General features: G+C 64.1%; 14 protein-coding genes. 4 read left to right on the top strand and 10 right to left on the bottom strand.

Features of this window, described 5'->3' with window-relative positions:
• The first annotated feature begins 794 nt into the window (after positions 1 to 794).
• Together ACI2KS_RS26750 and ACI2KS_RS26745 are read left to right on the top strand one after the other, a co-directional pair.
• Entirely contained in the window at positions 795 to 2,207 is a 1,413-nt protein-coding gene (locus ACI2KS_RS26750) for an aspartate aminotransferase family protein (protein WP_404624030.1), read from the top strand.
• 79 nt (positions 2,208 to 2,286) lie between these two features.
• Positions 2,287 to 2,514 carry an MbtH family protein gene (locus tag ACI2KS_RS26745; RefSeq protein ID WP_404624029.1) on the top strand — a complete coding sequence of 76 codons (228 nt, stop codon included), beginning with the start codon at positions 2,287 to 2,289 and terminating at the stop codon, positions 2,512 to 2,514.
• A 107-nt stretch (positions 2,515 to 2,621) separates the two neighbouring features.
• Here the strand turns inward: ACI2KS_RS26745 and ACI2KS_RS26740 are convergent, their stop codons facing one another.
• The 10 genes from ACI2KS_RS26740 to ACI2KS_RS26695 form a co-directional block, all read right to left on the bottom strand.
• Entirely contained in the window at positions 2,622 to 3,755 is a 1,134-nt protein-coding gene (locus ACI2KS_RS26740; protein WP_404624028.1) for a cupin-like domain-containing protein, read from the bottom strand.
• A gap of 208 nt (positions 3,756 to 3,963) precedes the next feature.
• Positions 3,964 to 4,875 (bottom strand): metal ABC transporter solute-binding protein, Zn/Mn family, encoded by a 912-nt coding sequence (locus ACI2KS_RS26735; RefSeq protein ID WP_404624027.1) that lies wholly within the window; start codon positions 4,873 to 4,875, stop codon positions 3,964 to 3,966.
• Positions 4,876 to 5,775, bottom strand: a complete 900-nt coding sequence (locus ACI2KS_RS26730; protein ID WP_404624026.1) for a metal ABC transporter permease — start codon at positions 5,773 to 5,775, stop codon at positions 4,876 to 4,878. It lies immediately after the preceding gene.
• A complete protein-coding gene (locus ACI2KS_RS26725; RefSeq protein ID WP_404624025.1) occupies positions 5,772 to 6,530 on the bottom strand; it encodes a metal ABC transporter ATP-binding protein in 759 nt (252 codons plus the stop codon). The genes ACI2KS_RS26730 and ACI2KS_RS26725 overlap by 4 nt, the downstream gene beginning before the upstream one ends.
• Complete coding sequence (locus tag ACI2KS_RS26720) at positions 6,527 to 7,465, bottom strand: metal ABC transporter substrate-binding protein (RefSeq protein ID WP_404624024.1); 939 nt, start codon at positions 7,463 to 7,465, stop codon at positions 6,527 to 6,529. The genes ACI2KS_RS26725 and ACI2KS_RS26720 overlap by 4 nt, the downstream gene beginning before the upstream one ends.
• A 45-nt stretch (positions 7,466 to 7,510) precedes the next feature.
• Positions 7,511 to 8,086, bottom strand: coding sequence for a DUF6162 family protein (locus tag ACI2KS_RS26715; protein WP_404624023.1), 576 nt, complete (start codon positions 8,084 to 8,086; stop codon positions 7,511 to 7,513).
• Positions 8,083 to 8,418, bottom strand: coding sequence for a hypothetical protein (locus ACI2KS_RS26710; RefSeq protein ID WP_404624022.1), 336 nt, complete (start codon positions 8,416 to 8,418; stop codon positions 8,083 to 8,085). Before ACI2KS_RS26710 ends, ACI2KS_RS26715 begins: the two co-directional genes overlap by 4 nt.
• Positions 8,415 to 8,921 (bottom strand): thiamine pyrophosphate-binding protein, encoded by a 507-nt coding sequence (locus tag ACI2KS_RS26705; protein ID WP_404624037.1) that lies wholly within the window; start codon positions 8,919 to 8,921, stop codon positions 8,415 to 8,417. Before ACI2KS_RS26705 ends, ACI2KS_RS26710 begins: the two co-directional genes overlap by 4 nt.
• Positions 8,922 to 8,962: 41 nt before the next feature.
• Positions 8,963 to 10,183 (bottom strand): PepSY-associated TM helix domain-containing protein, encoded by a 1,221-nt coding sequence (locus ACI2KS_RS26700; RefSeq protein ID WP_404624021.1) that lies wholly within the window; start codon positions 10,181 to 10,183, stop codon positions 8,963 to 8,965.
• 203 nt (positions 10,184 to 10,386) lie between these two features.
• Positions 10,387 to 11,361: a siderophore-interacting protein gene (locus ACI2KS_RS26695; RefSeq protein WP_404624020.1), complete on the bottom strand. Its 975-nt coding sequence runs from the start codon at positions 11,359 to 11,361 to the stop codon at positions 10,387 to 10,389.
• Between the two features lie 1,110 nt (positions 11,362 to 12,471).
• Between ACI2KS_RS26695 and ACI2KS_RS26690 the strand changes: the two genes are divergently transcribed.
• Complete coding sequence (locus ACI2KS_RS26690) at positions 12,472 to 22,842, top strand: amino acid adenylation domain-containing protein (protein WP_404624019.1); 10,371 nt, start codon at positions 12,472 to 12,474, stop codon at positions 22,840 to 22,842.
• Positions 22,839 to 26,024, top strand: a complete 3,186-nt coding sequence (locus ACI2KS_RS26685; RefSeq protein ID WP_404624018.1) for an amino acid adenylation domain-containing protein — start codon at positions 22,839 to 22,841, stop codon at positions 26,022 to 26,024. Before ACI2KS_RS26690 ends, ACI2KS_RS26685 begins: the two co-directional genes overlap by 4 nt.
• The last annotated feature ends 324 nt before the right edge of the window (positions 26,025 to 26,348 follow it).

Here is a 26,348-nt window from a genome sequence, read left to right as displayed (position 1 = left end):
CCTGCTTTTGATTCTGGCCAAAGGCCGTGGGAGCTTGGCTTGCCAGCGATCTGCCGGGCACCGGCAGTAGAATCAGGCCACTCGGTGTGTCAGGTACATACCCTTCACAGGGTTTACTGGCGCTTCGCGCCAGATCGTCGGCAAGGTGGAGCGCCACCCCGGCGGACTCCCACGCCCTCCGGGCAGAAGCGGTCGGCATCTGTAGTCCTGCTGGCAGAAGCGATCGGCATCTGCAGCCCTCCGGGTAGAAGCGGTCGGCATCTGGAGTCCTGCGGGCAGAAGCGATCACCTCTCCTGCGCCGCCTGCTTTTGATTCTGGCCGTAGGCCGTGGGAGCTTGGCTTGCCAGCGATCTGCCGGGCACCGGCAGTGGAATCAGGCCAGTCGGTGTGTCAGGTGCATACCCTTCACAGGGTTGACTGGCGCTGCGCGCCAGATCGTCGGCAAGCCGGACTCCCACGCCCTCCGGGCAGAAGCGATCACCTCTCTTGCGCCGCCTGCTTTTGATTCTGGCCGAAGGCCGTGGGAGCTTGGCTTGCCAGCGATCTGCCGGGCACCGGCAGTAGAATCAGGCCACTCGGTGGGTCAGGTGCATACCCTTCACAGGGTTTACTGGCGCTGCGCGCCAGATCTTCATAAATCCAGATAACCCGGTGTGTCAGAAACCCCGCACGTATTCGGTCTGTCCCCCTAAATCCTTCGCCCTCCAGCACGTTTCCAGAACAGGAAATTCGCGCACTGCGGTACGCGGATGAAGGTTTGCTCACTATCGCCCGCATATTGAGGGATCGGCTCATGTCAGTCGCTAGCAGTCTTGAGGCACCACCACCGGTTCGCGTGTCACCGACGGTGGTCGAGACGCTCTATCAATTCAATGACTCACCGCTGCTGACCCGTCAGGCTCAGCAGGAATCCAACGCGCGCAGCTACCCACGACGCATCCCACTGGCACTCAAACGTGCCAGAGGCATTCATGTCGAGGATGTCGAGGGTCGGCGTTTCATCGATTGCCTGGCCGGTGCAGGGACCCTTGCCCTGGGTCACAACCATCCGGTGGTGATCGCCGCCATCCAGCAGGTGCTGGCCGATGAGTTGCCATTGCACACCCTGGACCTGACCACGCCGGTCAAGGATCAGTTCGTGCAGGATTTGTTCGGTCTGCTGCCGGCCGAACTGGTCAAGCAGGCGAAGATCCAGTTCTGCGGCCCCACGGGCACTGACGCGGTGGAAGCGGCGCTGAAACTGGTGCGTACCGCCACCGGTCGCAGCACGGTGATGTCCTTCCAGGGCGCCTACCACGGCATGAGCCAGGGCGCCCTGAGCCTGATGGGCAGCCTGGGGCCGAAAAAGCCGTTCGAGGCACTGCTCAGCAGCGGCGTGCAATTTCTGCCGTACCCCTACGACTACCGCTGCCCGTTCGGCATAGGTGGTGAGCAGGGGGTGAAGATCAATCTGCATTACCTGGATAACCTGCTCAGCGATCCAGAAGGCGGCGTGCACCGGCCCGCGGCGATAATCGTCGAGGCCGTGCAGGGCGAGGGCGGCATGATCCCGGCCGATGTCCAGTGGCTGCGTGGCCTGCGGCGTATCACCGAGAACGCTGGCGTGGCGCTGATCGTCGACGAGATCCAGAGCGGTTTTGCCCGAACCGGCAAGATGTTCGCCTTTGAACACGCCGGCATCATCCCCGACGTGGTGGTGATGTCCAAGGCGATCGGCGGCAGCCTGCCGTTGGCGGTCATGGTCTATCGCGACTGGCTCGACACCTGGCTGCCGGGCGCCCATGCCGGCACCTTTCGCGGCAACCAGATGGCCATGGCCACAGGTTCTGCGGTGATGCGCTACCTCAAGGAACACAAGGTCGCCGAACACGCGAGCGCCATGGGTGAGCGTCTTTGCGAACAACTGCGGGCGTTGCAACAGGACTTCCCGCAGCTGGGCGATATCCGCGGGCGCGGGCTGATGCTGGGGGTCGAAATCGTCGATCCGAGCGGCGAACCCGACACCCTCGGTCACCCCCCGGCGTTCGGTCGGCTGGCGTCGCTGATACAGCGCGAATGCCTCAAGCGCGGACTGATCATCGAGCTGGGCGGGCGACACGGCTGCGTCGTGCGCTTTCTGCCACCGCTGATCATCAGCGCCGAGCAGATCGACGAAGTGGCGCACATCTTTGCCCAGGCACTGCCGGCGGCGATCGCTGCACTCTAATTTTTTCCGGCCTCCGACCGTTCTTTCTACAGGAGAGCGGCGCGCAGGCTGCCAATCCCGACAACCACGGAGAACCGCAATGACTTCAGTATTCGACCGCGACGACATCCTGTTCCAGGTAGTGGTCAACCACGAAGAGCAATATTCGATCTGGCCTGACTACAAGGCCGTGCCACAAGGCTGGCGTACCGTGGGCAAGAGTGGCTTCAAGAAGGAATGCCTGGCCTACATCGAAGAAACCTGGACCGACATGCGTCCGCTGAGCCTGCGCAAGAAAATGCAAGAGCAGGCAGCCGTGACGGGTTGATGCTGGCGCTGATGAAAAAGGGCATCCTCAGATGCCCTTTTTTGTGGCCCGAACAGTGCTTCGAGGCGCAATCACGGTTATTCCCACCGCTGGCCTTTGCCCCGGCATTACCAGCCCCGCGCCGAATCCACCCAGAAATTCACCGACAACGAAGTCGTCACCGATTCCACCTGATGGAACCAGCCCTCGGGCAGGAACAGCATGTCGCCGGCCTGCAGCATCACGCGCAGGAACGGCACGTTGCGCGCGGCGGGAAAGCGCTGGTAGTCGGGGGCGTCAGGGTTGAAGTCGCAACCATCCAGACCACCCTGTGGCGCGGTCGACCAGGTGCCCAGCGCTTCCCGGTGATGGGGGGCGGCGAGGATAAAGGACTTCTGTCCCCAGACCTGGGCGAACAGGTTATCCGTGTCGTCGCGGTGCAGCGGGGTCAGGGTGCCCTTGGGACCGATCCAGATGCGCGGGGCGATGAACAGCGATGTGTCGAAATAGCCCGGATACCTGATCTGCTCCAGCAATTGCGCGGGCAGGATGTTGTTGCCCATGTAGGCGGGCGGCGAACCATCGGGCCGTTTTTCGGCAGGCTGGTCCAGCGAGGCGATGAATTCGGCCATCGACGTGGAGCGGAAATCACGTTCGGTGGAGAAGGTCTTCTTCACGTAGTCACCATGACGGGTGATGCCCTGCAGCTCGGCGAAATGCACCAGTGACTCCTCGCGACTGAGCTTGAACAGCGGCCAGTCATGCAGCGCGTCGCAGATCACCACCGGGATGCCGCCGGGCAGGTAGTGATCGCGAAACTGCGCCAGTGAAAGGTCCGCGCGCTTGCGCCGCTCGACGATCCGTTGCACCGGTTGCGCCGCCGACACCCGTTCGCTGAAGCGCGGCGGGGTGGGGTAGCGTTTGTTCATGTCGACCTTTTCCGCCTTGGCGCCACCCTGTTGGGCACTGTCGATGATCTGCGGCAGCAGCGTGGCCAGGCCCATGTTGCCGTCGATCTTCAAGCGGCCACTGGCGAACAGTTCTTCGACGTTGGCCTGGCCGGTCATGATCCCGGCGAAATCCTGCGGCGTCACCGAAATGATGACGTCCGCACGGGCGTGGCGCCCGGCTGCGGTAGTGGAGGTGTCGCCCACGTGCGACCAGAACGCCTGATCCGGCCCGAAGACAAATTGAAAAACCCCTTCGATACCCACCGAACCGGCATTGGCGAACAGCTTGGTCAGGACAATCTGCAGGTCCACGGCGTTTCCTCTCGGTTTTTCACGGGTCAATGCAATACCCACTCAATGGGGGCAGGCAGACGGCGGGCACGGGTTCGGCGACGGGCTTGGGCGCTCGCCGGGCATGCCACGCGCGCCAGCGGTCTTGATTATCGAAATCCGCGGCATGCCCTGGCAGGGCAGGGCAGCGTGCCTGTCTGAAGAGGAAACGAGCCTGCGCGCAGAAAATTTACTCGGCTTTCTGCGGCGCCAGCACCGCGAGCACCTGAGCGATCGAAGCTTCCAGGCCCGCGACAGGATCGGCAGCATCGCCGTCGATCACCACTAACTGGCTGCCCGCCGCGCTGACGGCAGCCACGACCCTGGCGGGCGGCTGGCGGTGATCGAGCACCACTTTGACCTCGCCGTGTCTGAGGGTGTCGGTCAGCGCCTTGAGCGTTTCATCGGTCCATTCCTCGTCGCTGCGCACCTCGCTGCCGACGGGCTCCAGATTCAGTCCGCCAGACAAGTAGGACAGCCGATCCGACAGGCTGTACACACTCAGGTTGTCCGCGCTGGCCAGGAGGCCTTCGCTGCGGGCGCTGAGTTTGAGCAGACGCTGCTTGAGGGCTGCCAGATTGCCCTCGATCCGTGGCTTGGCTTGCGGGGCAAGACGCACCAGGTCGGCAGCGATCACATCGGCCATGCGTCCCATGTTATTGCTTGACAGCCACGGCTGGCTGTTCAGGCCCTCAGCCGCCGCGCCCGGTTGCAGGGCAATGCCCGGCAGGCTGCCATCGACCGGTCGCGTGGCGTCGATTTCGACGATGCGAATGTTGCTGCGTCGGGCCATGGGGTAAAGCGGGTCCTCCGACCACAGCGCGCGCAGGTCGATCACAGCGTCTGCATGACTGGCCAGTTGTTGCAGGGCAGGGGCGCCGCGCCCGCTGAAATAAGCGCTTTGTCGGCTGCCCGGCAACTTGGCGTCAGCGGCACGCTCCAGCAGCACACCGCTGTCCTTGAGCAGCAAGTCGCTCAGGCCGTAGGTGATCGGCAGGCTGGCCAGCACGGTGACCGGCGGGCTGTCGGTTGCCGCCAGCAGCGGATGGGCCAGGGCAAGGTTCAGGGCCATGACCAGCAGTGAGGCACGAAGCAGTTTCATTTATCCGATATTCCCTTTGAGGCTGGGCACGACACCGCGCGCGAGGGCCGCCAGGGCAAACGCGGCGCCGGCCACCAGAATGATCGCCGCGCCGGACGGCAGCGGCAGGTCGAAGACGATCGGCAGCAGGATGCCGCACAGGGTACTGAGCGTGGCAATCAGCACCGAAATCCAGAAAAACCCCTTCAGTGACTGGCTCAGCAGGCGCGCCGCAGCGGCCGGGATGACCAACAGCGCACCGACCAGAATCGCCCCGATGACCTTGACCGCTGCCACGGTGATCAGCGTCACCAGCACCACGAACAGGTAATCCAGGGTCTTGACCGCCACCCCGCGTACTGCCGCCAGTTGCGGGTTGAAGCTGGCGAGCATGATGCGGTTGTACAGTGGCAACGCCAGGCCCATGACCAGTGAACCGACGATGGTCAGCACCAGCAGATCATTGCCGTTGACGGTCAGCACCGAACCGAACAGCACGTTCTCCAGAATGTGCACGTTGATCTTGCCAGCCAGTATCAACAGCAGGCTCGCACCCAGCGCCAGCGATACCGAGAGGAACACGCCGATCAGCGTATCGGGCGCCAGGCCCGTGCGGTTACGCAGGTAGTTCAGCAACACGCCGAACAGCAGGCAGTAGCCAAACAGCGCGCCATAGGGGCCGGTATAGGGTTCGCCGAGCAGAATGCCGATCGCCACGCCGGTCAGCGCCGCATGCCCCACGGCCTCGGAGAAGAAGGCAAAACGCTTGACCACCACCAGCGTGCCGAGACCACCCAGTACCGGGCCGATCAACAGCCCGGCGAGCAGTGCGTTGACCACGAATCCGTAGGCCAGCGCCGCGGGCAGGTAACCGGCCGATGCCCATTGCTGGATCAACAGGCGAAACGCTTCATAAGTCATAGGGCAGGGCCTGCGTCAGTGCCGCGAGGGTGGGTGGAAAACAGGGTAAGCAGGCGTTCCGGGGTCAGCGCCTGTGCCGGCGGGGCGTCGAACAGCACGCGGCGATTGAGACCGGTCACCTGATCGGCCAGACGCTTGACCGCCTCCAGGTCGTGCTCGATCCACAACACCGTGACTGCGGCCTGACGCCAGTCGCCGAGCAAGCGCTCGAAGACCTGTATCCCTGCCTCGTCGAGGGCCGACATCGGTTCATCCAGCACCAGTAATTGCGCCGAAGGGATCAGCCCCTGGGCGAGCAGCACCCGTTGCCGTTCGCCGCCGGACAGCGCACCCATCCGGCGCTTGCGCTTGTCCTGCATGCCAACCCGCTCCAGCGCCTGCGCTATGGCTTTGCTGTAGCGCCGGGACAACCCCAGGAACGCGGGACGGCGCTGACACATGGCGGCCATGAAATCATCCACGGTCATGGGCAGGCCTCGGTCGAAATCCAGCGCCTGGGGCACATAACCGATGATCCCCGGCTCACCCGGCCAGCGCAGGCTCAGCTGACCGCAATGCGGCATTTGCCCGAGCAGGGTCTTGATCAGCGAACTCTTGCCGCCGCCGTTGGGCCCGACCAGCGCATGCACGCTGCCGGGGCGCACCTGAAAACTCACCTGATCAAGGATGGTGGTGCGGCCCAATACCAGGCTCACGTCGTTGAAGGCGATGGCGGGGCCGGCGCTGGCGCTGACGATGCGTTGCGCGGCCGTCATGCGCCTGCCTCCTGAATCGCCCGCACGACGGTGTCGAGGTTGTTGGTCATCTCTTTTTCGTACTTGTCGGCGGTGTATTGGCCGTAGGAAATGTGCGACAGCGGATACAGCCTGACCCCGGACTCGCGCTGAATCGTCTCGACGTAGGTGGAAGGGAAGTCGAGTTCGGAGAAAATCACCTTCACGTCCAGTTCGCGCAGCTGATCGATGGTTTTCTTCAACTGGCTGGGGCTGGGCTCGATGCCATGGGCCGGCTCGACCACCGCCGTGACTTGCAGGCCGAACTCGCGCAGCAGGTAATCGTAGGCGGCGTGAACCGTGGCAACGCGCAGGTCGGCATTGGGCGCCTGGGTCAGCTTGGCCAGCGCGTCGGCGCGGATTTGCCGCAGACGTTTGCCATAGGCCCGGGCGTTGGCAGTGTAAGTGGCAGCGTTGTCGGGATCGAGTTTGCCCAGCTCCCGGGCGATGTTGTTGACCTGGGCGATGGAGGCGCTGATCGACAGGAACGTATGCGGGTTGACCACTTTGCCCGCGCCCCGTGCGGCGACCCCGGTGGCAGCCAGCAGCGGTACGTTTTCGTTGGCTTCGATGATGGCGATGCCGGGTTTTTCGCTGGCGGCGATCATGCGGTCGGCGAAGTCATCGTGGCCAACGCCGTTGAGCACCACCACGTCCAGCGTGCCGATACGTTTGATGTCCTCGGCCCGGGGCTCGTAGGCATGGGGATTGAAACCGGCCGGAATCAGCGGCACCACCTCGGCCTTGTCGCCGACGATGTTGGCCACGTAGCTGTAGTAAGGGTGCAGAGTGATGCCGATGCGCAGCCGCTTGGCAGAGTCGGCGGCGGCCGCGGGTGCCAAGGCCAGGGTCAGCAGCGTGGCCAGCAGACCGACCAGCAGCTGGCGGCGCTGGCAAAACAGTGAGGTGAAGGACATGGAGAACTCTTCTCTGCAGCGGATCGAAGGAAGGGGGGAGATGGCTCAGTGGCGATGCTGACGGGTGACACCGGCGTCAAACTGCGCGGCAATCTGTTTCCAGCCGCTGGCGATCAGTGCCTGGTCACCCAGGTCCTGCGGCGCGCTGAGGTCGCGGCGTGGGTTGAGCCAGATGTCCGCTTGTGGCTCGCCGGCAATGACCCGCATCAGGAACGAACCGGCTGTGTCCGGCTGCTGGCTCAGGCCCAGATAGGCCGGTTGCTCCAGCAGATGCCAGACGTGCCCACCACGGCTGATCGAACTGGCGTCGCGGGCGAACGGCGCAAAACCTTGCTCGGCCAGTTGTTCTGGCAACGGCAGGCTCCCGGACTCTTCGCGCAGCAGGCGGATTTCATCCAGGGTGACCCGCAGGTCGGCGTAGATGCCCTGTTCACCGGGGCTCAGGTCACGTCGAGCGTCGACCTGGTACTCAGCGATGCGGTGGGTCTGCTGGCGTTCGCCGTGCCAGGCAACCACCGAAGCGGCAGCGGCCAGCACCAGCAGGCAGAACAGCAGCACGTAGAGGGTTTCGTGGCCAGCGCCTGCCGGTCGGATGACTTGAGTGGTCGCGCGCACGGTCATTCGCCTTCGATATCCGCGTGGTCGACTTCAACGACGTGGCCGGGGCCTGCGTCGAACAGCACGTAGAACTCGCCACCGGGCTTGTTGAAGGTCAGGGTCGAATCGGCGCCCAGCTTGCCCGGCAACAGAATGCTTTCGTCATAGCCGATGACATCGAGTGTCACCCCCGGCGCGCCGCTGCCGTCGGAAAAACCGCCGGTGCAGCGGATCTGCTCGCCTTCGATTTCCTTGCACTGGCACATCGGGTTGTGGGCAAGGGCGGCGCTGCTCAAGCCGGTGCAGGCGATCAGCACAAGCATGCGCAACGGACGGTGGTGTATCGCCAACTTCATCGTTTGTTTCCTTGTTTTTCGAGCCAGGCGACGGTCGCCGGCGAGGCCTGGGTCAGGGGCACGGCGGCCTGATGCAGCGAGCCGTCCCAGCCTTCCATGGTGATCCACAGTTGTGCATCGCCAGCGGTGCGTTCCGGCACCGCAACCGTAGTGCCCATGCGGTAGGGCGTGCCGAAGAAGATCGAGCCGGCGGCGCGCAGGCTGCGGGGCTTGCCGATGCGCAGGTAGGTGGCCTTGACCTGGCCGATGCAGCGCTCGCACAGCGCACCGTTGAAGGTCTTCATGTAGCCGGCCGGGCCATCGAGCAGCGGCGCCTGATCGCGAAATTCGGCCAGCTTCAGGCTCCATGGGCCGACCTGGATGTCACCGATGTCGCGCTCGCCCAGGCCGCTGTCGCCACGAAACAGCGCGACATCGGAGAAGTATTTAGGCATGAAACCCAGTGGGATCAGCAGCAGCAGGATGTTCAGGTGGAAACGCCACGTGTGCCACCAGCGGCGCATGCTTGAGCCGCTGGCGGTGATTGCCTTGTCTGACGAAGCATTCACAGGTTGCCCTCCGGGGTCTTGTCGCTGATGAGCGCCAGCGGGCGCCGAACCGGTTGCGCGAGCGCGGGCGGGTGCTCGCGCTTCCTGCTGCGCTTGAGGGCGTTGGCGGTGGCCTGTGCGGTGCGTTTGGTCCAGATCAAAAGGCCGCTGAGGACCATCATGCTCAGCAGCAGGCCGAACAGGAACCAGATCATCTTGATCCACAGCCCGCCGAAATCACCGGTGTGCAGCGGACGCATGGATTCGGTGACGAACTCCAGGCCCGAGCGGTCGTCGAGCAGGCGGGAGGCGGCCACCTTGCCGTTGTAGGGGTTGATTTCTGCCGACTGGTACATCAGCGGATACCACCCGCGCCCGCCAATTTCCAGCAGCGCGTAGGCGTTGGCCGGCAGCGAGATATAGCTGGCTTCAAGGCCTGGAATCCGCTGGCTGGCAATGCTGATCGCCTGGTCCAGCCCGACCTTGGCCACCGGCTGCCCATCGACCGCAGGGGGGACGTCTTCACGGGCAATGACCGGCACCACGGGTTGGCTCGACAGGCTGATGTGGTTGTCACCCAGCACCGCCTGAATCAGAAACCAGGTGCCGGTGATGGAAATCACCGCGATGAACCAGATCGACCAGAGCCCGGCGAGTCGGTGAAAGTCGCCCCAGAAAATCCGCGCGCCCTGGGCCAGTCGCGGCAGTTTGAAAAAACCTCGCCAGAAGCGTTTGTAGACCACCAGGCCGGTGACCAGCGAGGCCAGCAGCGGCAAACCCAGCAATGACACCAGGTACCAGCCCCAGCTGTAGCCATTGGTGAACGGCACCAGCCACCAGCCATGCAGCGCGCGGGTGAACCGTTCAAAGTTGAAAGCCGGGCTTTCGCCCTGGATGACCCCGGTATAGGGGTTGACGTAGACATCGATGGAGCGCCCGTCGGGCCAGGACATGCCGACCGTCAGGGCAAAATGCGATTCGTCGTGGCGGCTGATGGATTCGACAATCAGCTTGGGCTGGGCCTGGGCGATGTTGGCGATGATCTGGTCGTAGCCCAGCCATTGCGCATCGTCGTACGGCTTGTTGGCACGCACATCAGGATTGGCCAGCCAGACGATCTCCTGGCTGACCACCGCCAGGGTGCCGGTGACACAGACGATCAGCACAAAGAACCAGATGGGCAGCGCCAGCCAGCTGTGCACCAGGAACCAGATTTTCGAGCGGGACTTCTTGGACATGGAATACGCGTCTTGATAGCGGACAAGCCAATGCGCCGGGCCGGCGGCGCCTGGGCGTCGGCACAGGCGTTACGGAGCAGCGTTATGGGCCGAACGGGCGCGGGTAGCGGCCGGGTTACCTATAAAGACGGATGAGCCGGGCAAATCCCGACAGGGAAGATGAAAGAAAATGTTTCAGCGGTGCTCACTCCCGCTGCACGGGGTCAGTCCAGCGCCCGGCCCATCTTCCAGTAACCCATCAGGGTCAGGGTCTTGCGGTCCAGGCCGCGCTCATTGATCAGGTGTTTGCGAATCGCCATCACGGCCGCCGATTCGCCGGCAACCCAAGCGTAAAAGTCGTTGCCCCTCGATTGCGCTGTGTCCCAGAGGATCTTCTTCTCCAGATCCACATCCCTGACCCGTTTGCCAGACCCATCGCCAGGGCGAACCGCAGGCAGACTGGCCAGCTCACGGGCGGCATGCAGCATGCCTTCGCCCTGCAGACTGCCAATCACATCGCGCGGCAGCCAGGTCAACTGCGTGCCAGGTGCGCAGCGCAGTGGCTGACAATCGCCCTCGTGGGGCACTTCGATAAATGCCTGCACCTGCGGACCGTCGTGCAGATCGGCAAGCGCTTCGAGAATGCCGGCAATCGCCGGCAGGGCGGTTTCATCGCCGATCAGCAGCACTCGACGAATGCCCGTCGGCGGCAGCCATTCATAGCCACCGGGATTTTCCTGGGCGTCGCGGTGCGGGGCGAGCATCTGCAGCCGGTCGCCGACCCGCGCATGAGTGGCCCAGGTCGAGGCCGGTCCGGTTTCGCCATGCAGCACGAATTCCACATCCACTTCGCCTTGATCCGCTCGCAGCGCACGAATGGTATAGGTGCGCATTGGCGGCTGCCGGTGCGCGGGCAGGGCCCGACGCGCAGCGTGCCAGTCACCGTTGTTGGCCAGCGCCGGTAGGCTGCCATCAGCGGCAGGGAAGAACAGCTTGACCCGCTGATCGGGCGCCAGCGTCTGCATGAATGCCACAGCGGGGCCGGTGAACACCAGGCGGGTCAGGGACGGGCTGATGGTGATGCGCTGCTTGAGCTCGATATCGAACAGCTGATACGGCCTTAGCTTCGGCGTACCGCCAGCGGTGAGTCTGCGCAGGTTCTGAGCAAGGGATGAAACCAGCCCGACAGCGGCGTTCATGAGCGGCACCTTTAGCGAAGTGGATGCCTTGTAAACGGATGGAGGGGAAGAGGATTTACTGCCGGTAGTCACCCCTCGCACCCCGGCCGTGCCAGGCACACCACGTTGGCAGAATTTGCTGCCGCTGCGCGCCAGATCGCGGGACAAGCCACGCTCCCACGCCCTACGGGCAGAATCAAAAGCAGTCGCCGCACTCCATTCTGCTTCTACGCCCTACGGGCAGAATCAAATCAATTAACCGCACTCCATTCTGCTTCTATGCCCTTCGGGCAGAATCAAATCAATTCGCCGCACCCCATTCTGCTTCTGCCCGGAGGGCGTGGGAGCCTGGCTTGCCGGCGATCTGCCGGGCACCGGCAGTAGAACCAGACACCTCTGCCATATCAGGCACCCCGCGTTGGCAGGATTTGCTGCCGCTGCGCGCCAGATCGCGGGACAAGCCACGCTCCCACGCCCTACGGGCAGAATCAAAAGCAGTTGCCGACCCCATTCTGCTTCTACGCCCTGCGGGCAGAATCAAATCAATTAACCGCACCCCATTCTGCTTCTGCCCGGAGGGCGTGGGAGCCTGGCTTGCCGGCGATCTGCCGGGCACCGGCAGTAGAACCAGACACCTCTGCCGTATCAGACACCCCGCGTTAGCAGAATTTGCTGCCGCTGCGCGCCAGATCGCGGGACAAGCCACGCTCCCACGCCCTCCGGGCAGAATCAAAAGCAGTCGCCGACCCAATCTGCTTCTACGCCCTACGGGCAGAATCAAAAGCAGTCGCCGCACTCCAATCTGCTTCTACGCCCTTCGGGCAGAATCAAATCAATTAACCGCACTCCATTCTGCTTCTGCCCGGAGGGCGTGGGAGCCTGGCTTGCCGGCGATCTGCCGGGCACCGGCAGTAGAACCAGACACCTCCGCCGTATCAGACACCCCGCGTTGGCAGGGTTTGCTGCCGCTGCGCACCATACCTGCGGTTTGCCCGGCGCCGGCTGGCGGCGCCGTCCGGGGCTTTGCGCCTGTTTGCCCCGGCCCACCGCTTAATTTTCCCCGTGCTTCATCCGTTCCGTAGGGATAGCAGAGCCAAAGCTCGTGACCCTACCTGTACGGAAGAATCCCGGATGAATGCTGAAAAGTCCCTGAAACTGGCCCGCCGGTTCATCGAACTGCCTGTGGAGAAGCGTCGGGCGTTTCTCGACGGTTTGCGTGCGGAGAAGATCGATTTTTCTGTGTTTCCCATTCCGGCAGAGGTCCAGGTCGAGGACCGCCAGGCGCTGTCGTATGCCCAGCAGCGCATGTGGTTTCTCTGGCAACTGGACCCACACAGCGGCGCCTATAACCTGCCGGGCGCGGTGCGCCTCACCGGCCCGCTGGACACGAGTGCGCTCGACCTGGCCTTCGCCAGCCTGGTGGCCCGCCATGAAACCCTGCGCACGGTGTTCAGGCGCCATGCCGATGATCGACTCGAACAAGTCCCGCTGTCACACGCAGTGGCGGTCGAGCATCAAGACCTCAGCGCCATGCCCCGACAGGCACGCGAGCAGACAGTCATTGCCCAGGCGCAGCAACAATCGCTGTTGGCGTTCGATCTGGGCACCGGCCCGCTGTTGCGGGTCAAACTGCTCAAGCTTGGCGAAGCCGAGCACGTGCTGCTGCTGACTCTGCACCACATCGTTTCTGACGGCTGGTCGATGAACGTACTGATCGACGAATTCACCCGCTGCTATGACGCCCACGCTCGGGGCGAGCAACCGCAGTTGCCCGCGCTGCCGATCCAATACAGCGACTACGCGCTGTGGCAGCGCCGCTGGCTGGAGGCCGGCGAGCAGGAGCGCCAGTTGCAGTACTGGCAGACCAAACTGGGCGACGAGCATCCGGTCATCGAGCTGCCCACCGACCACCCGCGTCCGCCAATGCCGAGCTACCGTGGCACGCGGCATGGGTTTTCCATCGAGCCGGCACTGGCCGAGCAACTGCGGCTGTTGGCGCAGCACAATCAGGTCACGCTGTTCATGCTGTTGCTGGGCGCCTTCAATATCCTGCTGCACCGTTACACCGGGCAGGATGACCTGCGCGTCGGCGTACCGATCGCCAACCGCAACCGCAGCGAAGTCGAGGGTTTGATCGGTTTCTTCGTCAACACTCAGGTGCTGCGCACCCGGCTCAACGGCCAGACCCGCGTCAGCGAACTGCTGCGCGACATCAAGGAAACCGCCCTCGGCGCCCAGGCCCATCAGGAGCTGCCATTCGAGCGGCTGGTCGAGGCCCTGCAACTGGAACGCAGCCTGAGTCACAACCCGCTGTTCCAGGTGATGTACAACCATCAGCCGCAGGTGGCTGACATTGCCGCGCTGAACACCGAGTCCGGCCTTGCGCTGGAGCTTATCGAGTGGCAAAGCCGCACCACCCAGTTCGACCTGACCCTGGACACCTGGGAGAAGGGCGGGCGTCTGCACGCTGCCTTGACCTATGCCGAGGATCTGTTCGAGGCGGCGACCGTCGAGCGCATGGCCCGCCACTTCACCAGGCTGTTGCAGGCGCTGGTCAGCGAGGGCGATCAACGGATCGGCGAGTTGTCGATGCTGCACCCGGCCGAGCATCACGTGCTGGTGCATGACTGGAACGCCACCGCGCAGCCTTACCCCACCGGTGTCTGCATCCATGAGCTGATTCATGCCCAGGCCCGGCGTACACCGCACGCCGTGGCGCTGGTGTTCGGCGCAGACCAACTGAGCTATGCGCAGCTGGATGCTCACGCCAACCAGCTTGCCCATCGGTTGCGCGACCAAGGCGTCGGAGCAGACGTGCTGGTGGGTATCGCCGCCCATCGGTCGCTGGAGATGGTCATCGGTTTGCTGGCGATTCTCAAGGCCGGTGGCGCCTATGTGCCGCTGGACCCGGAATACCCGCGCGAACGCCTGGCGTATATGATCGAAGACAGCGGCATCGCCTTGTTACTGACCCAGAACGCACTGCTTTCAACGTTGCCGGTGGGCAGTGTCAGCACCCTGATTCTCGATCAGCCGGTCGGCTGGCTCGACGATTACAGCCAAAGCTGTCCGGTGCAAATCAGCGACAGCCGCAACCTGGCTTATGTCATCTACACCTCAGGTTCCACCGGTCGGCCCAAGGGCGCGGGCAACAGCCATGCGGCGCTGGTCAACCGCTTGTGCTGGATGCAGCAGGCCTATGCGCTGGATGAAAGCGATGCGGTGCTGCAGAAAACCCCGTTCAGCTTCGACGTTTCGGTCTGGGAGTTCTTCTGGCCGCTGATGACCGGGGCGCGTCTGGTGATCGCCCAGCCAGGCGTGCATCGTGAACCTGCGCAGCTGATCGACAGCATCGTGCGGCACGGCATCAGCACCCTGCATTTCGTGCCGTCGATGCTCCAGGCCTTTATCCATGAGCACGGCGTTGAGGCCTGCAGCGGTCTCAAGCGGATTGTCTGCAGCGGCGAGGCCTTGCCGCTGGACGCCCAGGTCCAGGTGTTCGCCAGACTGCCCGATGCCGATTTGTACAACCTGTATGGCCCCACCGAAGCCGCCATCGACGTGACCCACTGGACCTGCGTCGACGAAGGTGCCGATCAGGTCCCCATCGGGCGACCTATCGGCAACCTGCGCACCCACGTGCTGGACGCGCAACTGCACCCGGTTGCGTCCGGCGTGGCAGGTGAGTTGTACCTGGGGGGCGTCGGCCTGGCCCGCGGTTACCATCGCCGTCCGGGGCTGAGCGCCGAGCGTTTCGTGCCGTGCCCGTTTCAACAGGGCGCGCGCCTGTATCGCACCGGCGACCGGGTGCGCCAGCGCGCTGACGGGGTCATCGAATACCTCGGTCGCCTCGACCATCAGGTCAAGCTGCGCGGGCTGCGCATCGAGCTGGGCGAGATCGAAAGCCGCTTGATGCAGCACGCCTCGGTGCGCGAAGCCGTGGTGCTGGTGCCCGATGGCAAGCGACTGGTGGCCTGGCTGGTGCTCAACGACGGGCATGGCGCTGACGACTGGCAGGCAACCCTCAAAAGCTGGCTGCTGCAAAGCCTGCCCGAGTTCATGGTGCCGACCTGGTGGGTCGCCCTGGACAAACTGCCGGTGACCGCCAACGGCAAGCTCGACCGCAAGGCGCTGCCGTTGCCGGACGCTGCCCCCCAACAAACCTTCATCGCGCCGGGCAGCGAACTGGAAAAGGCCCTGGCAGCGGTCTGGTGCGAGGTGCTCGGCCAGTCGCAGGTCGGGCTGGACGACAACTTCTTTGAGCTGGGCGGCGACTCGATCATATCGATTCAGGTGGTCAGCCGCGCGCGGCAGGCGGGCATACACCTCAATCCGCGGGACCTGTTCCAGTATCAGAACGTGCGCAGCCTGGCTGCGGTGGCGCGTCGGGTCAGCGAGCAACCGGCAACCGAGCAGGGTGCGGTGACGGGCTCGACGCCGCTGCTGCCGATTCATCAGGCGTTCTTCGACACCGAGATTGCCATGCGTCAGCAGTGGAATCAGTCGGTGCTGCTCAAGCCTGCACAGCCGTTGCAGGCCCAGGTCCTGGAGCAGGCGCTCAATGCGCTGGTGGCTCATCACGATGCATTGCGCCTGCGTTTCGTCGAGCAGGCCGGTGGCTGGAGCGCAGCCTTTGCCCAGACATCTGATCAACCGTTGCTGTGGCGCAGCGAAATCAATGATCTGAGCCAACTGACGGCATTGGGTGAAGAGGCCCAGCGCAGTCTGGATCTGCAAAACGGCCCGCTGCTGCGTGGGGTGCTGGCGAGCCTGCCGTCGGGTGAGCAACGCTTGTTGTGGGTGATTCACCACCTGGCGGTGGACGGCGTGTCGTGGCGGATTCTGTTCGAAGATTTACAGGTCGCCTATCAACAACTGGCTCAGGGGCAGGCGGTGCAGTTACCCGCCAAGACCGGTTCGCTCAAGGCGTGGGCCGAGCATTTGCAGCGCTATGCCAATGACCCTGCGACACAGGCGCAAGCCGCCGACTGGCAGGCGCTTGTGCAGCATGCCGACGTCGCGCTGCCGTGTGCCAACCCGAACGGCGCGCAACTGAACCGTCACGCGCTGAAAGTCCATTCGCGTCTGGACCGGACCCTCACCGCCCAGCTGCTACAGAACGCGCCGGCGGCCTATCGTACCCAGGTCAACGACCTGCTGCTGACGGCGCTGGCCCGGGTAGCGGGGCGCTGGACCGGGCACGATTCGCTGCTGGTGCAGCTGGAGGGACACGGTCGCGAGAGCCTGTCCGAGGAGCTGGACCTGAGCCGCACGGTTGGCTGGTTCACCAGCCTGTTCCCGGTGCGTCTGACGCCGATGGCCGATGTCGCGGCATCGATCAAGGGCATCAAGGAGCAACTGCGCGCTGTTCCGCACAAAGGCATCGGTTTCGGCGCCCTGCGTTACATGGGCCCGGCCCAGACCCGTGCGGCCCTTAGCGGTTTGCCGCAGCCGCGTATTACCTTCAACTATCTGGGCCAGTTCGACACCAGCTTTGCCCGCCACGCGCTGTTTGCCCCGGCCACTGAAAACGCAGGGCGCGAGCAGAGCCTGGATGCACCGCTGGGCAACTGGCTGAGCCTGGACGGTCAGGTCTATAACGGTGAATTGAACGTGGCCTGGACCTTCAGTGGCGAGGTGTTTGATCCAGCGCAGATGCAGACGCTGGCCGATGCCTACAGCGCCGAACTGACACAGCTGATCGAGCATTGCCTGAACCTGCCACAGGCCGCCGCCACACCTGCCGACTTTCCGTTGTGCGGTCTGCATCAGGCGCAACTCGACGCGTTGCCGATTGCCGTTCAGCGCATCGAAGACATCTACCCGCTGTCGCCGATGCAGCAGGGCATGCTGTTCCACACCCTGTATCAGGAGCCCGGCACCGAGCACGACAGCGGCGACTACGTCAACCAGATGTGCCTGGATGTCGAAGGGCTAGACGCCGGGCGCTTCCAGCAGGCCTGGCAGGCGTCGGTGGACGCGCATCCGGTGCTGCGCAGCGCGTTCCTCTGGCAGGGTGATTTCAAGCAGCCGCTGCAAGTCGTGCTCAAGCAGGCGAGCCTGGAATTCACTCTGCATGACTGGCGTCATCACGCCGACCTTGCCGATGCGCTGAAGACCCTCGCCGCTGCCGATTACCGTCGCGGCTTCGACCTGCAGCAAGCGCCGCTGATGCGCCTGCAACTGGTGCGCACCGCTGAAAACCGCCATCACTTGATCTACACCAGCCACCACATGCTCATGGACGGCTGGAGCAATTCGCGCCTGCTGGGTGAGGTGCTGCAGCGCTACAGCGGCCAACAGGTGGCCAGTGCGGCCGGGCGTTATCGCGATTACATCGGCTGGCTTCAACGTCAGGACGCTGCGCTGGACGAAGCCTTCTGGCGCCAGCAACTGACTGACTTGCAAGCGCCGACGCGTCTGGCTCAAGGCGACGGGCAACGCAGTGGCGAGCAGGGCTACGGCGAACACCTGCAACGGCTTGACAGTGCGCAAACCCAGCGCTTGCATCAGTTCGCCAGGCAGCAAAAAGTCACTGTCAACACCCTGATGCAGGCCGCCTGGCTGCTGCTGTTGCAGCGCTACACCGGACAGGCCTGCGTGGCATTCGGCGCCACCGTGGCGGGGCGTCCGGCTGACTTGCGGGGTGTCGAAGAGCAGATCGGGCTGTTCATCAACACACTCCCGGTGGTTGCCAGTCCCCGTGCCGAACAATCTGTCGGCGACTGGCTGCAACAGGTGCAGGCATTGAACCTGAGCCTGCGCGAGCACGAACACACCCCGTTGTTCGACATCCAGCGCTGGGCTGGGCATGGCGGCGAAGCGCTGTTCGACAGCATTCTGGTGTTCGAGAACTACCCGGTGTCGCAGGTGCTGCAACGTGGCGCGCCGCAGGGATTGCGCTTTGGCGAGATCGTCAATGTCGAGCAGACCCATTACCCGCTGACCCTGAGCGTCAATCTGGGCGACAGCCTCGAACTGGAATTCAGCTACGCCCGCGCCCATTTCGATCCGGCCCAGGTTCAGCGGTTGGCGTCGCATCTTGGGCATCTGCTCGAGCGCATGGCCGATAGCGCCGATCAGCCGCTTGGAGAAGTGAACCTGTTAGGCGTCCGGGAGCGGCGGCAACTGGTGGAAGAGTGGAGCACGGCGACCCTCGACTACCCCAGCGAGCAGCCGGTGCATGTGCTGTTCGAAGCGCAGGTTGCGCGCCAGCCCGAGGCGCCGGCGTTGTTATTGGGTGACGTGGTGCTGAGTTACGCGCAACTCAACGCTCGCGCCAATCAACTTGCCCATCATTTGCGCGCTCTGGGCGTGGGCCCGGATGTGCTGGTGGGCATCGCCGTCGAGCGCGGGCTGGACATGATCATCGGCTTGCTCGCGGTGCTCAAGGCCGGTGGCGCATACGTGCCGCTGGACCCGGAGTACCCGCAGGATCGCCTGCACTGCATGATCGAGGACAGCGGCACGCGGTTGTTGCTGACCCACAGCCATCTGCTTGAGCGGCTGGCGATTCCTTCGGAGGTTGAGCAGCTGTGTCTGGACCAGGACAGCGATTGGACGCTCTTGGGTAGCGACAACCTGAGCAACGTCACTCACGGTGAAAACCTCGCCTACGTGATGTTCACCTCAGGCTCCACCGGCCGCCCCAAGGGCGTCGGTATCAGCCAGCTTGCCCTGACGCGCCACGCTTATGTGTCCCTTGAGTTTTTCAATCTCCAGGGCGACGACCGCATCCTGCAGTTCTCCACCTTCAACTTCGACGGCTTCGTCGAGCAGTTGTACCCGGCGCTGATCTGCGGCGCCTCGGTGGTGCTGCGCGGCACCGATATCTGGGACAGCGAGACCTTCTATCGCGAGCTGGTGGGTAAACAGATCAGCGTGCTCGACCTGACCACGGCCTACTGGAACCTGCTGGCCCGCGACTTCGCCCGTGCCGGGCCGCGCGACTATGGCCGTTTGAAACAGGTCCATGCCGGTGGCGAAGCCATGCCGCCGGAAGGTCTGGCCGCCTGGCATCAGGCCGGGCTGGGGCATGTGCGCCTGCTCAACACCTATGGCCCGACCGAAGCCACGGTCACGGTCACGGCGCTGGACTGCAGCGACTACGTCACCGGGGCCAGACCCACGCCGCTGACCATGCCCATCGGCAGCGTGCTGCCGGGACGCAGTATTTACCTGCTGGACGACAGCGGTTCGCCCGCGCCGATTGGCGTGGTGGGTGAGCTGGTGATCGGCGGCGAGCTGCTGGCACGCGGGTATTTCAAGCGCCCGGGACTCACCGCCGAACGTTTCCTGCCGGACCCGATCAGCCGCAGCGGTGGCCGGCTGTACCGCAGCGGCGACCTGGCGCGGTACAACGCCGAAGGGGTGATCGAGTACGTCGGGCGCATCGACCACCAGGTGAAGATTCGCGGCTTTCGCATCGAGCTGGGGGAAATCGAAGCGCGCCTGCTGGAACAGGACGCGGTGCGCGACACCCTGGTACTGGCGCAACCCGGCAGCAGCGGTCTGCAACTGGTGGCCTATGTGGTGCCCAGTGACCTGCAGCACGCCACTGCCAATGCCGAACAGCAGGCCACCCTGCGCGAATCGATCAAACGCCAGCTGCGGGACAACCTGCCGGACTACATGATCCCGGCGTACATCCTGCTCCTCGAAAAGATGCCGCTGGGCCCCAACGGCAAGCTCGACCGCAAGGCCCTGCCCAAGGCAGACGCCAGCCAGTTGCAGCATGGCTACATCGCGCCGCAGACCGCGCTGCAAAAACGCATCGCCGCCATCTGGCAGGACGTGCTGGAACTGGAGCAGGTCGGCCTCAACGACCACTTCTTCGAACTCGGTGGCCACTCGCTGTTGGCGACTCAGGTCGTGGCACGGCTCAAGCCGCTGCTGAGCTGCCAGCTGACCCTGCGCGACCTGTTCGGTGCATCGACCTTGAACCGTTTCAGCGCGCTGCTGGCCGGTCGGATCGAGCAGGATGTCGCGGTTCGTGCGTTGCCTGAGCTGGTTGCCTGCGGCCCACGGACCGAGGCCAGCCTGTCCCTGGCGCAACGACGCTTGTGGGTAGTCGAGCAACTGTCATCGGCCTCCGGTGCCTACGGCATGCCGCTGGCCGTGCGCCTCAACGGCGAGCTGGACGTCACGCTGCTGATGACCAGCCTCAATAGCGTGGTGCGCCGTCACGAGGTGCTGCGCACGGCCTATGTCACGGACGACGAAGGCGACCCGCTGGCCATCATCAGCCCTGAACTGCGCGTGGATTTGCCGCTGCAGGACCTGTGCGGGCTAGCGCCCTCGGACCAGGAGGCATACGTCGCCCAAGCGCTGGAGGACAACAGCCGCCAGCCGATCAGCCTGTTGCAGGCACCGTTGCTGCGCGCACGGATTCTCAAGCTGGGCCCGACCGAGCACGTGCTGCTGTATTCGATGCACCACATCATTTCCGATGGCTGGTCGATGTCGGTACTGGTCAACGAAATGGTGGAAATCTATAGCCGCCTTCAGGCCGACGATCACACGCCGCTGGCGCCATTGCCGCTGCAATACGCCGATTACGCGCAGTGGCAACTGCAATTGCAGCAGGCCGGAATCCTCGCTGAACAGGCCGCTTACTGGCATCAGGCGCTGGCCGGGCACGACGGGCTGTTGCCTCTGCCCACCGACTTTGCGCGACCACCGACGCCCAGCTACGCAGGGCAGGATCTGGGCTTCAGTCTCGACCCGATGCTGTGTCGGCAACTGCACGCGTTGTCGCGGCGGGCAGGCGTCACCCTCTACAGCACCTTGCTCGGCAGTTTCCAGCTGCTGCTGCACCGCATCACCGGCAGCGACGATGTGCTGGTCGGCGCCGACGTCGCCGGGCGCTCGCTGCCTGAGCTGGAAGGGTTGATCGGCTTTTTCGTCAACATCCTGCCGATGCGTTCACGCCTGGACACCAGCCTGGCGCTGGGTGATTACCTGAGCGCTACCCAGCACACGCTGTTGAGCGGTTTCGAGCATCAGGACCTGCCCTTCGACATGATCGTCGAGGCCGCTGGCGCGCCGCGTCACAAGGGCCACAACCCGCTGCTGCAGGCGTTGTTCGTGATGAACAACCTGCCGCTGCGCAGTGCCTCGATCGACGGCCTTGAGGTGCAGGTGCTGGACAGCGCCAGCGGTTACTCGAAGTTCGACATGGCGCTGTTCATCGACGAAGAAATCGATGCGCTGGACGGCGCGTCTCTGCGGGGCACCTGGCAGTTCGCCAGCGACCTGTTCAAGCCGGAGCGCATCGCCCATCTGGTCAAGGACTGGACCGGCATTCTCGAGCAGATCGTTGCCCGGACCACCATCACATTAGGGGAGATCATCGTGCCAACATCCACCGCAGCCGCAACGCCTTGCGCCCAGCCTGCAGCCCCGGCCAGCACCGCGAGCAAGGCCGACAAACTCGGCAAGTTCCTGAAAAAGACCCAAGCGCCTGGTCAGCGCCCGAGCGCCGCGCTGATCCGCGAAACGCCGCTGGTGGCCGGGCAGGTGTTCCCGCTGCTGATGGAGCCCGGCGACCCCGGTCTGGATCTGGTGGAGTGGGTCAAGGCCAACCGGCCGTTGATCGAAGACAAGCTCTCGCGCCACGCCGGCATACTCTTTCGCGGCTTCAACCTGGGCGATATCCAGGGTTTCGAAGCCTTTGCCGAAGCCGTGCAACCGGGGCTCTACGGCCAGTACGGTGACCTGCCGAAGAAAGAGGGCGGCAAGAACACCTACCGCTCTACACCGTATCCGGAGAAGAAGATGATTCTTTTCCACAACGAGAGCTCGCACCAGGACCGCTGGCCGCGCAAGCAGATGTTCTATTGCGAACTGCCGTCGCCGGTCGGCGGCGCCACCCCGGTAGTCGATTGCCGGCTGATGTACCAGCGCCTGCCAGCCGCACTGCAGCAACGCTTCGAAAGCCAGGGCCTGCTGTATGTACGTACCTTCGCCGACAAGCTCGACGTGTCCTGGCAGCATTTCTTCAAGACCGACCTGCGTGCGGAAGTCGAAGCCCGTTGTCAGCTGGCCGGCATTCAGTGGACCTGGCTGGACAACGACCAATTGCAGATCCGCACGCCGTGCCCGGCGATCATTCGTCACCCGGTCAGCGGTGAAAAAACCTTTTTCAATCAGCTTCAGTTGCATCACATCCATTGCCTGGACGCCGATGTACGCGACGACCTGCTGGCGCTGTTCGGCGAAGCGCGCATGCCGCGCCACGTCTACTACGGCGACGGCACGCCGATCGAGGATGAGGTCATGCAACTGATCGGCGAGCTATACGAGGCCTGCGCCGTGCGTTTCGACTGGCAGAAGGGCGACGTGATCCTGCTCGACAACATGCTCGCCGCCCATGCCCGCGACCCCTATGAAGGCCCGCGCAAGATCGTCGTGGCCATGGGCGAAATGATCGATCGCAGTCAACTGGACGATCCGTCCCAGGTCCGTAACCCCATCCCACAAACGCAGGAGGCAGACGCATGAGCACGCCAGGCGAAGACACTCAGGATATCGGTCAGGCCTTGCTCGCCGAGCAGCAGCGCTACCTGCAACTGATCGAGCAGGGCGCCTGCCGCGCCGACGTCAGCCACGCGCTGTTGCTGGATATCCGCGGGGCCTTGCAGGTGCAGCGGTTGCAGCAGGCGCTGGACAGTCTGGCGCCCCGTCACCCGCTGTTGCATAGCCGTTTCGTGGCGGTGCCGGGGTACCACGGTCTGCGTCTGGTGCAGGATTGCGCTGCGCAGGCGGTGGCGCTGACGGTGCATGCCGACATCCAGCCGGCCTCGGTGATCGAGCAGCGTTTTCAAGCCTGGCCACAACGACCGGCCAGCCTTGCCGATGCCGGTCTTGAGGTTTGTGTGCAACAGATCAAGCAGGACCACTGGCGCGTGCGCCTGGACCTGGCAGGGTATCTGGGTGATGTCGGCAGCCTCAATCTGCTGGCCGATGACCTGTTCGCTGCGTATCAGCAAGGTGTGCTGGCTGCCAAGGAAGAGCCCGGGCATTTCAGCCAGTATCTGGATTGGCGCAGCGAAGTGCTGTTCGACGAAGACGCCGAGGCTGCGCGCACTTACTGGCAGCAGCACGTACTGCCGCACGGCACGGTGCCTGCTGCGCCGGACCTGCCTTATCGCACCGACGATGGCCTGGCGACCGAGACCCGCATGGTCAGTCTCGCGCTACAGCCGGCGTTGAGCACCTGCGTCGGCCAGCTGGCGCTGCAACGCGCAGTGCCGGTCGAGCATGTGCTGCAAGCGGCATGGTGGATCCTGCTGGCGCGCATCAGTGGTCGCGAAGGCTTTGCCGTGGGCTGGCGCCACGATGCGCGGCGTGATTACGAGTTCTTCGCCACGTCCACCGGGCTCTTCGAAAAGACCCTGCCGCTGGTGCTCAACGTCACGCCGCAGCACCGGTTCAGCCAGTGGCTCAGTGGCTTGAGCACCACCCTCGAACAGCACGGCACCTGGCAGGAATACTGGTCGGCGCAAGCCTATCCGGAGCTGGCCGCCCCGGCGTGCGGGTTTGCCTGCCGGTCTGCCTGGCAGACCCGCGAGCACGGCGGATTGTCCTGGACGGCGCAGCCGGTCAGCCAAGGCGTACCCAGCTTCGAATTGATCCTCAACGCAGCGCTGGGCGACGAGGGTCAGGTGCAGAACCTGACCCTCGAATACGCAGCGCAACGCTATTCGCTGCTGGCGGCGCAGATGCTGCTGGAGCAGTACCAGACCTTGTTGCAGAGCATTGTCGCCAATGCCGATTCGCCTATCGGCGAGCTCAACCTGCTCAGCGAAACCGAGCGTGCTCGCCTGTTGGCATTCAACCCGCCGCCGACGGTTCTGCAGGAGCCATGGCTGCCCCAGCGCATCGCCGGGTGGGCGGACAGCACGCCGCACGCGCTGGCGCTGGTCGATGGCGACACGTCGTTGAGTTACGCCGAGCTGGAACGCCAGGTCTCGGCGCTGGCGGCATCGATTGCCGAGCGCGGTGTCACGGCCGGTAGCATCGTCGGTCTGGCGCTGCCACGTAGTGCATCGCTGGTGGTTGCCCTGTTGGCCTGCTGGCGGCTGGGTGCTGCCTATGTGCCGCTGGACCCGCAATGGCCCGCAGCGCGTCGGGCGCAAGTGCTCGAACAAGCAGGGGCGGCGTTACTGTTGACCGACCATCGCGCGCCGGCTGACGACGCCGCGCAGCCGGTCCCGGTGCTTGGCGTGGTCCAGGCCATCGATCACGGCGCCGGTCTGGTACCTGTCGCGGCCCACAGCAGCCAGGGCAGCGATGTCGCTTACGTGCTTTTCACCTCCGGCTCCACCGGCGTGCCTAAAGGAGTGGTGATCGAGCAGCGCCATGTGCTTGGTTACATCGCAAGCGCAAGCCAGACGCTGGGTCTGCAGGCTTGCCGTGAGCATGCCTTCAGTTCCACGGTTGCCGCGGATCTGGGCAACACCACGTTGTTCGGTGCGTTGTTCAACGGTGCGACGTTGCACGTGGCTGACGATCAGACCCTGCAAGACCCGCAGGCATTCGCCCGGTTTATCCGCGAGCAGGGCATCGACTGCCTGAAAATCGTGCCCTCGCATCTGGCGGCATTGCTCGACGCTGTACAGCCCGCATTGCCCGATACCTTGATCCTGGGCGGCGAAGCGCCGGCCTCGGGCCTGCTGCAGCGCATCACCCAGATCAACCCGGGCACGCGAGTGTTCAACCACTATGGGCCGACAGAAACCACCGTCGGCGTGCTGGTACACGCGCTGGTCGCGGGGCAGGGCGGGGCGGTGCCGTTGACCCAGGTGTTGCCGGGCAATCAGGTGTATCTGCTCGACGAACGCCTGCAACTGGTGGCCCCCGGTGAACTGGGCGAGCTCTACATTGGCGGACGCCAGCTCTGCCGTGGCTACCTCAACGCCAGCCGCGAAGCGTTCGTCGACAGCCCGTTTCAGCTTGGCGAGTGCCTTTATCGCACCGGTGATCTGGGACGTTACCGCCTGCAAGGCGGTTTGCAGTTGCACGGCCGACGCGACGAGCAGATCAAGATTCGCGGCTTCCGGATCGAGCTCACGGAAATCGAGAACCAACTGGGGAGTCTGCCTGGGGTCGGCGAAGCGGCGGTGGTGATGCATCAAACGGGGCGACTGCAAGCGTTCGTGGTCGCGCAGCAAGCCGTTGCCGAAGACTGGACGGCGCAACTGAAGGCCGGATTGAGCCTGCGTCTGCCTGCGGTGATGCAGCCGAACGCGATCCAGGTGCTGCAGAGCATGCCGCGCCTTGCCAACGGCAAGGTCGATCGATCGGCGTTAAGGCTGTATCAAATGGCCGAGCGGCTTGAGTCCTACGTCGCGCCCAGGGATGCGCTTGAGCAACTGCTGGCCGCGCGCATGGCGCAGTTGCTGGATATTCCCCGGCTCAGCGTGACCCAGGACTTCTTTGCCGCGGGCGGGCATTCGTTGCTGGTGATCAAGCTGGTGGCGGGGATTGGCAAGCTGTTGCAGTGCGAGATTCACCCCGGTGTGGTCTTCGATCACCCCAGCGCAGCGGCGCTGGCGCAGGTGCTGCGCGACCAGGAAAGCCTGCCGGGTCAACTGGAAAAGCTCGCCAGCGCCAGGCTGCGTCTGGATGCAATGACACCGCAACAGAAGGCAGCCCTGCTGGAAAAGGCCCGAGTGCAGTGACACACCGCCAATCCACTGTAGGAGCCTGCGGCCAGAGGCAGATCCTCATGTGCCGCCACGTTGATCGTTCCCACGCTCCGCGTGGGAATGCAGCCTATGACGCTCTGCGTCATTCAGCAGGCGACGCGCTACCACGCGGAGCGATCAACGCTATGCGCCTGACCTACCGAGCCGTCTGATTCTACTGCCGGTGCCCGGCAGATCGCTGGCAAGCCAAGCTCCCACGGCCTCTGGCCAGAATCAAAAGCAGGCGGCGCAATAGCCCAAAGCCACTCGAGGAGCTTGTTTGAAACCATAGAATCTCCCACGGCCTGCGGCCAGAAG

This window comes from Pseudomonas sp. NPDC087358, assembly GCF_044900785.1.
In the GTDB taxonomy this organism is placed as follows: domain Bacteria; phylum Pseudomonadota; class Gammaproteobacteria; order Pseudomonadales; family Pseudomonadaceae; genus Aquipseudomonas.
The sequence above is the reverse complement of the archived record's forward strand: the minus strand, read 5'-3'. Positions and strand labels throughout refer to the sequence as shown.

Bases quoted from the DNA above. Each gene is read 5' to 3' on its own strand.
- ACI2KS_RS26750 (WP_404624030.1), top strand. From the start codon at position 795: ATGTCAGTCGCTAGCAGTCTTGAGGCACCACCACCGGTTCGCGTGTCA.
- ACI2KS_RS26745 (WP_404624029.1), top strand. From the start codon at position 2,287: ATGACTTCAGTATTCGACCGCGACGACATCCTGTTCCAGGTAGTGGTC.
- ACI2KS_RS26735 (WP_404624027.1), bottom strand. From the start codon at position 4,875: ATGAAACTGCTTCGTGCCTCACTGCTGGTCATGGCCCTGAACCTTGCC.
- ACI2KS_RS26730 (WP_404624026.1), bottom strand. From the start codon at position 5,775: ATGACTTATGAAGCGTTTCGCCTGTTGATCCAGCAATGGGCATCGGCC.
- ACI2KS_RS26725 (WP_404624025.1), bottom strand. From the start codon at position 6,530: ATGACGGCCGCGCAACGCATCGTCAGCGCCAGCGCCGGCCCCGCCATC.
- ACI2KS_RS26720 (WP_404624024.1), bottom strand. From the start codon at position 7,465: ATGTCCTTCACCTCACTGTTTTGCCAGCGCCGCCAGCTGCTGGTCGGT.
- ACI2KS_RS26715 (WP_404624023.1), bottom strand. From the start codon at position 8,086: ATGACCGTGCGCGCGACCACTCAAGTCATCCGACCGGCAGGCGCTGGC.
- ACI2KS_RS26710 (WP_404624022.1), bottom strand. From the start codon at position 8,418: ATGAAGTTGGCGATACACCACCGTCCGTTGCGCATGCTTGTGCTGATC.
- ACI2KS_RS26705 (WP_404624037.1), bottom strand. From the start codon at position 8,921: ATGCGCCGCTGGTGGCACACGTGGCGTTTCCACCTGAACATCCTGCTG.
- ACI2KS_RS26700 (WP_404624021.1), bottom strand. From the start codon at position 10,183: ATGTCCAAGAAGTCCCGCTCGAAAATCTGGTTCCTGGTGCACAGCTGG.
- ACI2KS_RS26695 (WP_404624020.1), bottom strand. From the start codon at position 11,361: ATGAACGCCGCTGTCGGGCTGGTTTCATCCCTTGCTCAGAACCTGCGC.
- ACI2KS_RS26690 (WP_404624019.1), top strand. From the start codon at position 12,472: ATGAATGCTGAAAAGTCCCTGAAACTGGCCCGCCGGTTCATCGAACTG.
- ACI2KS_RS26685 (WP_404624018.1), top strand. From the start codon at position 22,839: ATGAGCACGCCAGGCGAAGACACTCAGGATATCGGTCAGGCCTTGCTC.